Annotated in this window: 11 protein-coding genes; 2 read left to right on the top strand and 9 right to left on the bottom strand. The window is 67.9% G+C overall.

Annotated features, from left to right (window positions below):
• Positions 1-74 precede the first annotated feature (74 nt).
• Positions 75-1,817 carry a hypothetical protein gene (locus KOR34_RS08810; protein ID WP_146564090.1) on the top strand — a complete coding sequence of 581 codons (1,743 nt, stop codon included), beginning with the start codon at positions 75-77 and terminating at the stop codon, positions 1,815-1,817.
• Positions 1,818-1,833: 16 nt separating this feature from the next.
• Here the strand turns inward: KOR34_RS08810 and tadA are convergent, their stop codons facing one another.
• Positions 1,834-2,292 carry a tRNA adenosine(34) deaminase TadA gene (gene tadA, locus KOR34_RS08805; RefSeq protein ID WP_228714550.1) on the bottom strand — a complete coding sequence of 153 codons (459 nt, stop codon included), beginning with the start codon at positions 2,290-2,292 and terminating at the stop codon, positions 1,834-1,836.
• 67 nt (positions 2,293-2,359) lie between these two features.
• Between tadA and KOR34_RS08800 the strand changes: the two genes are divergently transcribed.
• A complete protein-coding gene (locus tag KOR34_RS08800) occupies positions 2,360-2,767 on the top strand; it encodes a VanZ family protein (RefSeq protein ID WP_197531264.1) in 408 nt (135 codons plus the stop codon).
• Positions 2,768-2,792: 25 nt separating this feature from the next.
• On the opposite strand, the gene KOR34_RS08795 is transcribed toward KOR34_RS08800, so the two are convergent.
• From KOR34_RS08795 to KOR34_RS08760, 8 genes are all read right to left on the bottom strand, one after another.
• Positions 2,793-4,103 carry an APC family permease gene (locus KOR34_RS08795; protein ID WP_146564084.1) on the bottom strand — a complete coding sequence of 437 codons (1,311 nt, stop codon included), beginning with the start codon at positions 4,101-4,103 and terminating at the stop codon, positions 2,793-2,795.
• Positions 4,104-4,159: 56 nt separating this feature from the next.
• Positions 4,160-5,179 carry an HAD family hydrolase gene (locus KOR34_RS08790; protein ID WP_146564082.1) on the bottom strand — a complete coding sequence of 340 codons (1,020 nt, stop codon included), beginning with the start codon at positions 5,177-5,179 and terminating at the stop codon, positions 4,160-4,162.
• A 134-nt stretch (positions 5,180-5,313) separates the two neighbouring features.
• Positions 5,314-6,954, bottom strand: a complete 1,641-nt coding sequence (locus tag KOR34_RS08785; protein ID WP_228714549.1) for an arylsulfatase — start codon at positions 6,952-6,954, stop codon at positions 5,314-5,316.
• A 441-nt stretch (positions 6,955-7,395) separates the two neighbouring features.
• A complete protein-coding gene (locus tag KOR34_RS08780) occupies positions 7,396-8,370 on the bottom strand; it encodes a UDP-glucuronic acid decarboxylase family protein (protein ID WP_146564081.1) in 975 nt (324 codons plus the stop codon).
• A 107-nt stretch (positions 8,371-8,477) separates the two neighbouring features.
• Complete coding sequence (locus KOR34_RS08775; protein ID WP_146564079.1) at positions 8,478-9,794, bottom strand: hemolysin family protein; 1,317 nt, start codon at positions 9,792-9,794, stop codon at positions 8,478-8,480.
• A 2-nt stretch (positions 9,795-9,796) separates the two neighbouring features.
• Complete coding sequence (ybeY, locus tag KOR34_RS08770; protein ID WP_146564077.1) at positions 9,797-10,246, bottom strand: rRNA maturation RNase YbeY; 450 nt, start codon at positions 10,244-10,246, stop codon at positions 9,797-9,799.
• Positions 10,247-10,255: 9 nt separating this feature from the next.
• Positions 10,256-12,526 carry an HD family phosphohydrolase gene (locus KOR34_RS08765; RefSeq protein ID WP_146564075.1) on the bottom strand — a complete coding sequence of 757 codons (2,271 nt, stop codon included), beginning with the start codon at positions 12,524-12,526 and terminating at the stop codon, positions 10,256-10,258.
• Positions 12,527-12,535: 9 nt separating this feature from the next.
• A complete protein-coding gene (locus tag KOR34_RS08760) occupies positions 12,536-13,483 on the bottom strand; it encodes a PhoH family protein (protein WP_146564073.1) in 948 nt (315 codons plus the stop codon).
• Positions 13,484-13,508 lie beyond the last annotated feature (25 nt).

Here is a 13,508-nt window from a genome sequence, read left to right as displayed (position 1 = left end):
TTGGGGTTCGGCTCCCCCTGCGCGTAGAATAAAGGCCCGCTGTAAGCAACGCGTCTACCCACACAGGTGACCCCATGCGTCGTCTCGCCGCACTGCTGCTGATCCTCGCCCTGCTGGCCGCGCCACACCGCGCAGCCCGCGCGTGCCCGTTCTGCTCGGCCGAACAGAGCACCCTGACCGAGGAGCTCGACGCCAGCGACGCCGCCGTGATCGCTCGGCTGGTCCGCGCGGCCGCGCCGATCGAGGCCGCCAACGGCCCGCTCGACCCCGACGCCGGCAAAGCGGGCTTCAAGGTGGACCACGTGTTGTTCGGCGACGGCCTGCAAGCCGGCCAGACCGAGATCGACGCGATCTACTTTGGCGAGCCCGACCAAGACGCCTCGTACCTGATCCGCGGGTCGGGCGAGCCGTACGAGTGGGCCATCCCGCTCAAGCTGACCGACACCGCCGTGGAGTACATCAAGCGGCTCCAGACGCTGCCCGAGGCGGGCGTCGAGCGGATGGCGTTCTTCCAGGACTACCTGCAGCACGAAGACACCATGCTCGCCCAGGACGCGTACGACGAGTTCGCCCGCGCGCCTTACCCGGTGGTCAAAGGGCTCAAGGACCAGATGAACCGCCAGCAGCTGCTGGCGTGGATCGAGGACCCCGCGGTGAGCCCGAGCCGCCGCCGGCTGTTCTTCACGATGCTGGGCGTCTGCGGGACCGACGATGACATCCCCCGCCTGGAAGCGATGCTGGTGTCGGACTCGCGGCGGCTGATCCCCGCCGCCGAGTCGGCGGCCGCGGCGTCGTTTGTCGCCGGCGGGCCGTTGGCCGGCGCGCTGTCGATCGAGGCGGTGCGGCTCGACGAGCGCCGCAAGAAGCTCGGCCTGGACGCCATGATCGCCTGCTACCTCACGCTCCGCGGACCCGAGGGACTCGACCTGATCGACGAGCGGTTCCTGTCGGGCGACAAGATCGGCGGCAAGTCGGCCGACTACTCGCACATCTACTCGGCGCTGATGGCGCTGAGGTTCCTGGCCGAGGAATCCGACCTCGTGCCGCAGGACCGCGTGATCGCTTCGGCCCGGCTGCTGCTGGACAACCCCGACTTCGCCGACCAGGTGATCCCCGACCTGGCCCGCTGGGAGGACTGGTCCGTGCTCGAGCGGCTCGCCGACATGTACCGTCAGGCCGGCGAGGAAGACTCCGGCGTTCAAAAGTACGTCCGCGAGCCGATTATCACGTACCTGGACGTCGCGGCCGAACAGGAAGGCGAGCTGGCCGAGCGGGCCAACGCCGCGCTGGCGTCGATCGAGGAGCTCGACCCGGCCGCCGTGAAGCGCGCCCGCAGCCTACGGGCGTTCGGTTTTCTCGCCCAGGCCCGCCCCAAAGTCGGCGCCGAAGCCGACGCCCGGCCCACCGGCCTGAGCAGCGTGGGCGACGAGCCGGTTGTGCTGGCCGAGGACGTGCCGACCGAGGATCTCGCAACCGATGAGACCGACGGCGACGACCTGCCGGACCCGGCCGCCTTCACCGCGGGCGCGCCCAGCAAGGAACCGTCCGCCCCGGAGCCCGACGCCGACGACCTGCAAGAAGTCATGCCCGCGGAACCCGCCGAAGGCGTGACCAAGAGCAAGGCCGCTGAGGAGAAGGCGCTGGCGGACACCGAACCGGTCCCCGACGAAGCGCCGGCCGAGCCCGCCGCCCAGGCGGTGGCGGACCTGGAGGAGCTGCCCGATCCCCCGAGCCGCACGCTGCTGATCGCCGCGCCGACCCTGGCCGGCGTGCTCTGCTTCGGTCTGTTCTGGGTGATCCTCCGCAGCGGGGAGTAGCGGCCACCGCAGGCGGCTACTTCCGGCGGGCCCGGAAGAAGTCTGTCAGCACCTGGCCGCACTCGGCGGCGAGCACCCCGCTGCTCACCTCGACACGGTGGTTGAGCCGGTCGTCGGTGAGGATCTGGTACAGGCTGTCCACCGCGCCGGCCTTCGGGTCGGCGGCGCCGTAGACCACGCGGGGGATGCGGGCCTGGACGATCGCGCCGGCGCACATCGGGCAGGGCTCCAGCGTGACGTACAGCGTGCAGCCCTCCAGCCGCCAGGCGTTCAGCGCCTGCGCCGCCTGGGTGATGGCGATCATCTCGGCGTGGGCGGTGGGATCGCGGAGCGACTCGCGTTCGTTGCGGGCCGCTGCCAGCACGCGGCCCTCTGCTATAATGATCGCTCCCACCGGGACCTCGCCGGCCGCCGCGGCTTCGGCCGCCTGGCGCAACGCCTCCCGCAGGTAGTGTTCGTCGGTCTGCTCGTGCACGCGCGGGCCTCTCCCTGTTGATTCCACCGCCACCGCTCCCCGCGACAGCCCGGCTACGCCAACCATCGTGACGCCCGCCTCCGATCTCCGCCGCCGCTGGGTCGCCACGCTCGAGAAGCACGCTCCGTGGCTGCTGGCAGTCTACCTGCTAGTCCTGTTCTCCGCGACGCACTACCCGCAGGACCTGCTGGCGGCCGCGCCCGTCAACGGAACGGACAAGATCCTCCACGTGCTCTCGTACGCGTTGACAGCCGCGCTGGTGACGATGCGTGTCCGCGGCTTGTCCCCGGGCGTGACTATTGTGGTCGCGACGCTCATCACCATCGCGATTGGGCTGTTCGACGAGGTCACCCAGCCGATCTTCAATCGCATGTACGACCCGCTCGACCTCGCGGCCGACCTGGTCGGCGCCGTGGTCGGGAGCTGGGCGTGGCTCTCGATCCGGCGGGCCGCAGCGGAAGCCCAGCAGGCCTAGATCGCGGCGGCGTCACGCCCTTCAGCTAGGGCTTCGAGTGGTGGACGTGGATCGTGCGCCCGGTCCACCACCGGTAGAGCACCTCGATCAAGAGCGCCGCCGCGACCAGGCCGCCCAGGATCGCCAGCTGCCGCAGGCTGTGGGGACCCTGCTCGATCTGGACGCACATCAGCGCCAGCGCCGCCGCGCAGCTCGCCGCACCCAGCATTGACACCCACCGCCGCGCGCCGGTCTGGCCCGCCAGCCGCACGCTCGCGACGTTCACCGCCAGGAAGATGAACAGGAACCCCGCGCTGCCCATCGTGGCGATCGCGTCCAGCGGGACGAGGTTCGCCAGCAACAGCCCTACCACCGCAAGCAGGAACGTGCCCTCCAATGGAAGTCCGCGGATCTGGCGTTCAAACTCCTGCGGCAGCTCGCCCGACCGGGCGACCGTGTAGGTCAGCCGGCCGGCGCTGTACAGCGTGGCGTTGATAGCCGACCCGCACGCCAGCACGGCGGCCAGGGCGATCAACGCGTGCCCGGTTGGGCCCATGATCTTCTCGGCCACGGCCGCCAGCGCGTGGTCGCCGGCTGCGGCGGCCTCGGCGTACGGCAGGTGGCCAACCGTCACGGCGACGATGAGCACGTAGAACACGATCGCCGCGGCCACGCCGCCCAGGTACGCGATCGGCAGCGACCGGCGGCGGTCCCGCACCTCGCCCGACGCGTTGGCGATCAGCTCGAAGCCCTCGTAGTTGAAGAACACGACCATCGCCCCCGAGACGACCGACAGCGGAGGCACGTAGTTCTCCGGCGCCAGCCGTTCCCACGCCATAGGCGTGGCCAGGCCGACCGCGACCAGCAACAACAGCAGGACCATCTTCGCCAGGTTGAGCGCGTTCTCCGACCGGATGACCACCGATCCTCCCAGCACGTTCGCGGCCGTCAGCGCCACCAGCGCGCCGCTGGCAATCACCCGCCGCCACAAACCGGCTTCGTCGGCCGGGAAGAAGCTGGCGCCGTAGCTGCCCAGCGCGTACGCGTAGATCGCCACCAGCACCATGTAGCTGAAGCAGAGCAGGATGTTCGACGCGCCGGTCAGCACGCCGGTCCCGAAGCCGCGGTTGAGGAACTCCACCGTCCCGCCCTCGCCGGGGAACGCGACAGAGAGCTTGAGGTACGAGTAGCTGGTCAGGAGCGCCACCACCCCGGCCGCCACGAACGCCAGCGGGACCGCGCCCTTGGTGAGCTGCACGGCGAGCCCGGTGGTGGCGAAGATGCCGCCGCCCACCATGCCGCCGATGCCGATCGACAGCGTCGAGAGCGTGCCGAGCTTGCCGGACCCGTCACTCATCCGATGCCCCAACTATTCCGACAACCGCGTGCTGGACTGCGCCCGCACCGAGACGCCTACCGCTCGGCCGGGAAGACCCGCGACCACGCGTCCTTCATCCCGACGACCACCCAGCCGTTCTTCTCCGCCTCGTCCATCAGCTCCTGGGGGAACGTGCCGATCTTGGAGTCGGGCAGGCCGCCGGCCGGGCCGTAGGCGTACTCGCGTTCGGCGTCGTTGTGGTAGACCAAGAGGCCCAGGCCGGGGCGGTCGCCGCCGGTGGCGTACTGCAGCATCTCGCGGTCGCCGCTGGAGTTGCCGAACGCCAGGATCGGCCGCTGGCCGATGTGCTGGTTGATGCCGACCGGCTTGCCGGCCTTGTCGTCGACAAAGTTGATCTCCGGCAGCCGCATGACAACGGGCCGCCCGTCCTTCATTTCAAACTTGGTCGCCACGCTCGAGCCAACCACCTGCGGCGGGGCGATGCCGTACACCCGTTCGGTCCAAGGGCGCATGAATTCAATGCCGCCGCCCGACACGATGAAGGTCTTGAACCCGCTGGAACGCAGGTACTCCAGCAGCTCGAGCTGCGGCTGGTAGACGCACTCGGTGTAGACCCGCTTGAACCGCGGGTGCTTGGCCTGTGCGATCCAGTCGCTGGCGGTCTGCGCGAACTCCTCGCTGGTCATGCCGGCGTGGGTCGCGGCGATGATCTCCAGCAGCGATTGCTTGGCGTCGGTCTTCAGCGCGGCGAGGTCGCCCTCCAGCACGGCCTTGAACGGCTGCGTGGTCTTCCACTCGGGGTGGTCGGGCGCGAGCGCCTTAATCCGGTCGAGGGCGAAGACGAGCTGCGTGTACATCGGCTGCTCGACCCACAGGGTGCCGTCGTTGTCGAAGGTGGCGATGCGGTCTTTGACTGGCACGAAGTCGGGCGAGGTCTCGTCGGTCACCTTGCCGACAAACTGGAGAATGGCCGACTTGGCCGGCCCCTCGTTCCAGGAGGGCAGGGGGGCGGGACCGGTTGCCAGGGCTTGGCGCCACCCGGCAGAGGCAGACAAGGCCGCCAGCACAAGACAGATACGGGCGTGGGTTCTCATGGCGACGTTCGGGCTCCGGATGGGTCGGGCGGAAAAAAACCGCGATTGGCCACGGCAGGTTGAAACGCGGCGGGCCCCTGCTGGCAGGGGCCCGCCGCTGACGGACGCGTTATGGGTCGACTCTCAACTGGCGGCTACTGGCCGGTGCGGTTGGCCAGGGCCTTCTCCACCTTGGTCTTGACCGCCTCAAGGTTGAAGCTTGCGCCGGGCTGCATCGGCGGGTAGTCCACGGCGGTCTTGGCCAGCTTTGCCACCTCTTGCTGCACAAACACGAACCGCCAGAACTCGTAGGTCCACCAGTTGGCGGCGTACATCGAATCGCCGATGTTCATCTTTTCAAACGGGTCGAGCCGCAGGTTGTAGATGCCCGGCCAGTCCAACTTGACCTTCGGGCCGAACCAGCCGCCGGGCTGATCGATGAACACGTACTTGTAGTCTCCGACCCGCGCGGCCGCGAGGGTCGACTCGGTGAAGTACCACAGCTCGTTGCGGGCCGATTCGCCGCCGTTGGTCAGCAGCTCGGTCTGGTCGTAGCCGTCCAGGTGGACCTTGTACTCTTTGCCGTTGAGCTTCTTGCCCTTCTTTAGGTCGGCGGCGATGTTGCCCTCGTAGTTGGCCGCGGCGACGAAGGTCGGGAACCAGTCCAGACCAGACATCATGCCGTTGATGACCTGTTGCGGCTTGACCTTGCCGGGCCAGCGGATCACACACGGCGAACGGAAGCCGCCCTCGGTGCCCATGCCCTTCCAGCCCTTGAATGGGGTGGTGCCGCCGTCGGGCCAGGTGAAACCCTCGGTGCCGTTGTCGGTCGTGACGACAATGATCGTGTTGTCTGCGACGCCCATCTCCTCAAGCTGCTTCATGACGTCGCCGATGATGTCATCGAACTGAGCCATGCCGGCTTCCTGGATGCTCCAGCCGTTCTCCGGCGTCTGCATCTTCTCGTACTTCTCAGACAGGTGCGTCTTGACGTGCATCCGAGTTGGGTTGAGCCAGATGAAGAAGGGTTTTTGGTCCTCCTTGGCCTTGTTCATGAAGTTGAACGCGTGGTCGCGGATAACGTCGTCGACGGTCTCCATGTTCAGGTCGATGCCGTCGATCGGGTGCGGCGGCAGGGGGCCCTTGTCCTCGATCTTCTGCTTGCCGACCTTGCCCCAGCGAGGGTCGACGGTGGCGTCTTCCTTGTCGGTCGCCCAGGTGTGCAGCACGTTCCGCGGCCCCACCCGGTCCTTCAGGTCCTGGGGGTAATTGGGGTGGAACGGGTCCTCCATCGCGTCGAGGTGGTAAAGATAGCCGAAGAACTCGTCGAAGCCGTGCAGCGTCGGCAAGAACTCGTTGCGGTCGCCCAGGTGGTTCTTGCCAAACTGACCGGTGGCGTAGCCGAGCTCCTTGAGCGCCGTGGCGATGGTCGGCGCCTTGGCCGGCATGCCGATCGTCGCCCCCGCCTGACCGACGGTGGTCAGGCCGGTGCGGATCGGCAGCTCGCCGGTGATGAAGTTCGCCCGGCCGGCGGTGCAGCTGGCCTCGGCGTAGTAGTCGGTAAAGATGGCGCCCTCGGCCGCCAGCTTGTCGATGTTGGGCGTCCGCCCGGCCATGAGGCCGCGGTGGTACGCCCCGATGTTCCACATGCCGATGTCGTCTCCCATGATGAAGACGATGTTGGGCTGTTTTGCCGCGTCCTCGGCGGCCGCCGTTCCCTCCGCCATTACGAAGGCTAACGCCGCGACCGCGGCGACCGCCGCTCCCCTACAAAACCTGCTACCGATGCCTGACAACACAACTGCCTCCTTCGTAAAGTGAATCCACACAAACTGCCTTCATGGGTGGGCGTTGGCCGGTGAAATGCCAAGCACTCGGAAAGCCTACCTCACCGCGGTTTACCGTTCAACGAACTCATAGGCAAATCTCTCGGGGTGCTCGCCTCGATCCCGGGACTCCGCCGGCTAATAAGATTCCAGTGGTTCTGCCGGTCGGAATGCCCCCGCAGGTTAAGAACGCGCGACCCCAGCAACTTGCCACATTCGCGGAAGAACATCGCGCGTCGGGCGCGCAGCAGCGGGTAGGATCCGCGACGCCTGACGCCAGCGAACCTCGCATCGCCACGGCTGCGAAGCAGGAAGCGCGGTTCAATGCTCAAGAGGAGGGCCGATCTCGCTACTTAAAACCGATGCTCGGTTCGTGAAGGGAGCGAGGGGCGCCTGGGGCGTAGCCGCCAATCAATAGTTAGGCGTCGGGGCGCGGAAGTCGTCGAGGTCAACCGATTGGAACCACTCAATCGTCTTGGTCAGGCCCTCGCGGAGCGCAATCTTGGGCTCCCAGCCGAGCTTCTCCTTGGCGAGCGTGATGTCCGGCTGGCGCTGGGTGGGGTCATCGGAGGGGAGCGGCTTGGTGACGAACTTAGACTTCGAGCCGGTCAGCTCGACGACCTGCTCGGCCAGTTCGCGGATGGTGAACTCTCCCGGGTTGCCGATGTTCACCGGCCCGATGAAGTCGTCCGGGCCGTTCATCATGCGGATGATGCCCTCGACCAGGTCGTCGCGGTAGCAGAACGAGCGGGTCTGGTTGCCCTCGCCGAAGATCGTAATGTCCTCGCCGTGTAGGGCCTGGCGGATGAAGTTCGAGACCACCCGGCCATCGTACGGGTGCATGCGGGGGCCGTAAGTATTGAAGATCCGCACCACTCGGATGTTCACTTTGTTTGATCGGTGGTAGTCCATGAACAGCGTCTCGGCGGCGCGCTTGCCCTCGTCGTAGCAGGCGCGGGTGCCGATGGGGTTCACGGCGCCGCGGTAGCTCTCGGGCTGGGGGTGCACCTCGGGGTCGCCGTAGACCTCGCTGGTGGACGCCTGCAGGATCTTGGCGTTGCAGCGTTTGGCCATGCCCAGCAGGTTGATGGCGCCCATGACGGACGTCTTCATCGTCTTGATCGGGTTGTACTGATAGTGCCCGGGCGCGGCGGGGCAGGCCAGGTTGTAGATCTCGTCGACCTCGAGGTAGATGTCGTGGGTGATGTCGTGCCGGATGAGCTCAAAGTTCGAGTGGTCCAGCAGGTGCGTGACGTTGCTCTTCTGGCTGGTGAAGAAGTTGTCCAGGCAGATGACGTCGTGGCCGTCGGCTACGAGCCGCTCGCAGATGTGGGAGCCGAGGAAGCCGGCGCCGCCGGTGACCAGGATACGCTTGATTTGAGACATCGTGTCGGGGGCGTGAGGTAAGAAGTGGTTGGATGCGGGCGGAGGGGAGAACCGCTAGTTTGATGGCGGTCCCGCGGGCCCGCAAGGTTGAGCGCGGCGGGCGGCGGTTAGGCGCTCTCGGCGGCGGCGTTCTGCAGCCGTTCGACGCGGACCCGCTCGACCCGGCGTTTGCTGGCGTCGACGACGGTCAGGTGGATCTGCTCCTCCCAGACGAAGGTCTCGCCCGGCACGGGGACCCGCCCCAGCTCGGAGAAGACAAACCCGCCGATGGTGTCGAAGTCCTGGTCCTCCGGCAGGTCGAAGCCCATCAGCTCGTTGATCTCGTCGACGTGGGCCCTGCCGATCGCCTCGCAGACGTCGTCGTTGATGCGCTGGACCTCCTGCTCGACCTCGGGGTCGTACTCGTCGACGATCTCGCCGACGATCTCCTCCAGCACGTCCTCGATGGTGACCAGCCCCGCCACGCCGCCGTACTCGTCCAGCACGATGGCGATGTGCGTCCGCATCTGCTGGAACATCTCCAGCAGGTCGTCGACGGCCTTGGTCTCGGGGACGAACACCGGCTTGCGGACCAGCTCGGCCAGCGGGGCGCGGGGCTCGGCGCCCGGCTTGGCGAGCTCCGGCAGCAGGTCCTTTACGTACAGCACGCCGAGGATGTCGTCGCGGTTGGCGCCGTAGACCGGGATGCGGGTGTGGCCCATCTTGATCACGTCGTCCAGGATATCCTCCCACGACGTGTCCGCCTGCAGCATGTGCATGTCGGTGCGGGGCGTCATGACGTGCGCGACGTCGGCGTCGCCGAGCTCGATCACGCCCTCGATCATGCCGCGGGCGTCCTCCTCCAGCAGGCCCTCGCGGTGCCCCTCGGAGACGATCGTGCGGATCTCTTCCTCGATGGTCTCACTGTCGAGGGTGATGGGGGTCTGCCCGACCATGCGGTGCAGGGTGGTGTCGAACACGTGGGCCGCCCACAGCAGGGGGGTCATCAGCCATGCCACGGCCTTCCAGATCGGCCAGGTGTAGTACAGGAACGACGACGCGCACAGCCGCGAAACGGACCACGGCAGCAGCATGCGCAGCGGGATAAACGCCATCCCCAGAGCCGCCGCGCCAACGGCCACCACGCCCCAGCTGGGGGTGACCTCCGAGTCGGCCAGCACCTCGCCGCCCCAGGTGAACAGCGCCCACAACGAGGCGGACGCCACGAACACCGCCGAGCTGATCACGGTCAGGATCTCGGCCGCCAGGGCGCTGCGGTCGTGGATCTTGAGCACCTCGCTGAAGCGGTCGAGCCGGTCGGTCTGCTGGCAGAGCTCCTGCAGGTCGTGCCGCGAGAACTCGCGCAGCGTGCGCGCCCCGATGGCGGTCAGGCAGCTGAGCGCGGCGGACGCGATGGCGAGCCACAGCAGGGCGTCGGGGGACACGGCTATCGGTCTCCTGGGGGAGTGGCGGGGCGCCCGCCCGGGAAGTACCGCTGCAGGCGGAGCTGCTCGGCCCGGCGCATCTCGGCCGCCTCCTCGTCGGACTTGTCGTTGTAGCCGACCAGGTGCAGCGTGCCGTGGATCACGTAGAGCAGCAACTCCTGCGCCGCCGGCACGCCATACTCCTGCGCGTTCGCGGCCGCCGTGTCGGCGCTGACGATCACCTCGCCCTCGAACCGGCCCGCGTCACCGAGGTCGAAGCTCAGCACGTCGGTGGGGTAGTCGTGGTCGAGGAACTCGCGGTTGAGCTTGTGGATCTGCTCGTCGTCCACGACCGCGATGCTGAGCGTGCCGTCCGTCAGGTCGGCCTCCGAAAGCACGTCCGACGCGGCGTCGATCAGCATCTGCTCGTTGACGGCGAGCGTGGCCTGCGAGTTGTTTACCGAGATCTGCATCCGCTGCGCCTAGGCCGTTTCCTGATCGGGGTACTTCACGCGACCGTGGTAGACCGCGGTCAGCGACTTCACCAGGCTGTCGCCAATCTTCCGCAGCTCCTGGAGCGTCAGGCCGCACTCGTCGAACTGGCCGTCGTCCAGCCGTTTGCGGGTGATGTCCTCCACCAGGCTCTCGATGCGGGCCGGGGTCGGCTCGACCAGCACGCGGCTGGCGCTCTCCACGGCGTCGGCCAGCATCAGCACGCCGGCCTCCTTGGTCTGGGGCTTGGGGCCCGGGTAGCGGAAGGACCGTTCGTCGACGTCCGCCGCGTCCGGGTCCTCGTTCTTTTTGTTGGCCGCCTGGCGGTAGAAATACTCCACCAGCGTGGTGCCGTGGTGCTGCTGGATGAAGTCGACGATGCACTCGGGCAGGTTGTTCTGCCGCGCGAGGTCGGCGCCGTCCTTCACGTGGGCGATGATCACCAGCGTGCTCATCGCCGGCACCAGCGTGTCGTGGCGGTTATCGCCGCGGGACTGGTTCTCGATGAAGTAGCCCGGCTTGAGCATCTTGCCGATGTCGTGGAAGTACGCGCCGACCCGGACCAGCAGCCCGCGGCCGCCGATCGACTCGGCCGCCGCCTGCGCCAGCGAGGCCACGGTGATCGAGTGGTTGTAGGTGCCCGGAGCACGGCGGATCAGCTCCTGCAGCAGCGGGTGGGCCGGGTCGCCCAGCTCGATCAGGCTGAGGTCGGTCTGCACGCCGTAGACCTTCTCGACCAGCGGCAGCAGGCAGGTCATGAGCGAGCCCGCGATCACGCACCACAGCGCCAGGTTCAACGCGATGCGGACGGTCGGGGCGATCTCGTGACCAGCCACCACGCCGGCGCCGATTGCGGTCAGCAGGCCGACCGCGGCCGCCAGGAACCCGACCACCAGCAGCTTGCTGCGGGTGCGGACGGAGTCGAGGGTGAGGATAGCGCCGGTGGCCGCCGCCTGCAGCACGATGGCGTCGACCAGGTCGTAGCCGACCGCCATCACGATGACCAGCGTCATCGCCGCGCTGAGCAACAGCGCCACGTCCTGGCGGCTCACCACGGCGATCGTCATGCCGAACAGCAGGAGCGGTATCGCCTCGGCGCGCCAGCCGTTGGCGTGGGTCAGCAGCATCACGCCGACCGTCGCCAGGATGGTGAGCAGCAGGGTCACCAGCCGCGGCAGCTCGGAAACGAACCCGCCGTCCAGCCGGTAGACAAAGAACCCACCGACCGTGAACAGCGCCACGTACATGCCGAGCACCGCCAGCGCCAGGCCAAGCCGCTGGCCGGCCGAGCGGTCGGCGATCTCCTGCTGGTACTCCAGCTCCAGCCGCGTGAGCTGCTCCTCGGTGAGCGGCTGGCCCGCGGGCGCGATGAGGTCGCCCCGCTGGAAGTGGCGTTGGACGAGCTCCACCTTGTCGACCGCCTCACGCTGCGCGGTGGAGGTCGCCTCGCGGTTGAGCTTGAGCGAGGTGGCCGCGGGGAGCCGGTCGCTGATCCGCGCGAACACGCGGTTGGCCACCTCCAGGCTGGGCACCTTCTGGGTGATCTGCCGCTGCAGCCGGTTGAGCACGTCTTCCAACCGCACCTCGCTCACCGGGAACGTGGCGTCGAAGCTGCCGGTGCTGCCCAGCGGGCGGACCTCGATCCGCTCCGGGTTGGCGTCGTGCTCGGCGGGCAGCTGGGCGATCACGCCGTGCTGCTCGAGCGGCAAGAACAGCTCGTCGATGGCGCCCTTGAGCGTGTCCATCGCGCCCTCCTGCGAGAGCGATTGCTTGAACCGCTGGAACTGCTGCTGCTGCTCCTCGAGGGTCGGCTCGGGCGTGCCCTCGGCCAGCGGCGGCGAGAAGCTCTCCCACAGGTCCTGGTTGACCGCCTCGAAGTTGTCGGCGCTGATCAGGGTGCTGAGGTCGTTCTTCAGCTCGCTCTTGAGCAGCGTGATCGACGCCGGGTTGTGGTCGTACACGGCCACCGCCAGGCGGCGGGCCTCGTCGCGGGCCTCGTCGGTCGCCTCGGGGTCGACCTCGTCGAACGGCGTGCGGACCGTGACCGCCCGCTCCGGGATGCGGTCCGGCCGGAAGTCGCGGGGCGGGTCCCAGCCGCGGGTCATGGCCAGGATGGCGAGCGCCGTGAGCATGCACAGCGCAATCCGCAGGAGCACGCGGCCCTTGCGCAGGTTGGCGGCCAATGCGGCGAAGCGTCCGCGGGGGAGCTCGACCGACGCCACCCGCTGGCTGCGTGTTCGCGTTTTCGCGCCGTTAGACATGCGGGATCATCAGCGGGCGTCCGGGCCCTCCTCGTAGGCGTTGACGATCTCCTGCACTAGGCGGTGCCGCACGATGTCTTCTTTAGACAGCTCCACCCACTCGGAGCCCTCGATGCCCAGCAGCCGGCGGCGGGCGTCGATCAGGCCGCTCATGGTGTGCGGCGGCAGGTCGACCTGGGTCGCGTCGCCGGTGACCACCACCTTGCTGTTGGCGCCCATGCGGGTGAGGAACATCTTCATCTGGCCGACGGTCGTGTTCTGCGCCTCGTCCATGATGATGAACGCGTTGTTCAGCGTGCGGCCGCGCATGTAGGCCAGCGGTGCGACCTCGATCACGTCCTCGGCCATGTACCGCTTGAGCTGGTCGAAGTCCATCATCTCGCCCAGCCCGTCCAGCAGCGGCCGCAGGTACGGGTTGATCTTGGCCCGCAGGTCGCCCGGCAGGTAGCCGAGGCTCTCGCCCGCTTCGACGGCGGGGCGGACCAGCACCACCTTGCGGACCTGGTTCTGCCGCAGGGCCTCGACCGCGGCGGCCACGGCCAGGTAGGTCTTGCCGGTGCCGGCGGGCCCGATGCAGAAGACCAGGTCGTTGGAACGGATGGCCTCGATGTACGCGCCCTGGCCGGCCGTGCGGGGGCGGATGCTCACGCCGGCCCGCTGCACGTCGACCTTCATCTCGACCGGGCCGGTCGCCTTGGAATCGGTGAGCCCGGCCAGCACCGTGTCGACAAACTCCGCGGAGATCACGCCGCCGACGCTGACCTCGTTCTTGAGCTGCTCGATGATAGCGGTCGCCTGCAGGACGGCCGCCTCGTCGCCGCTGACGCGGATCTTACCCTCCCGCGCGTGGATCTTAGCGGGGACGGCTTCGCGGATCCTGCGGAGGTGTTGATCGGAGGGGCCGAAGAGCTGGATGAGCTGGTCGGGACCACTGACCGGAATGAAAGCTTCGATCATGTTGGGGGCGTAGGGCTTCGCGCCG

This window comes from Posidoniimonas corsicana, from assembly GCF_007859765.1.
Classification (GTDB): Bacteria; Planctomycetota; Planctomycetia; order Pirellulales; family Lacipirellulaceae; genus Posidoniimonas; species Posidoniimonas corsicana.
Note: the sequence above shows the minus strand (reverse complement) of the source record. Positions and strands in the feature narration are given on the sequence as shown.

Bases quoted from the DNA above. Each gene is read 5' to 3' on its own strand.
- ybeY (WP_146564077.1), bottom strand. From the start codon at position 10,246: ATGCAGATCTCGGTAAACAACTCGCAGGCCACGCTCGCCGTCAACGAG.
- KOR34_RS08760 (WP_146564073.1), bottom strand. From the start codon at position 13,483: ATGATCGAAGCTTTCATTCCGGTCAGTGGTCCCGACCAGCTCATCCAG.
- KOR34_RS08790 (WP_146564082.1), bottom strand. From the start codon at position 5,179: ATGAGAACCCACGCCCGTATCTGTCTTGTGCTGGCGGCCTTGTCTGCC.
- KOR34_RS08765 (WP_146564075.1), bottom strand. From the start codon at position 12,526: ATGTCTAACGGCGCGAAAACGCGAACACGCAGCCAGCGGGTGGCGTCG.
- KOR34_RS08795 (WP_146564084.1), bottom strand. From the start codon at position 4,103: ATGAGTGACGGGTCCGGCAAGCTCGGCACGCTCTCGACGCTGTCGATC.
- KOR34_RS08810 (WP_146564090.1), top strand. From the start codon at position 75: ATGCGTCGTCTCGCCGCACTGCTGCTGATCCTCGCCCTGCTGGCCGCG.
- KOR34_RS08780 (WP_146564081.1), bottom strand. From the start codon at position 8,370: ATGTCTCAAATCAAGCGTATCCTGGTCACCGGCGGCGCCGGCTTCCTC.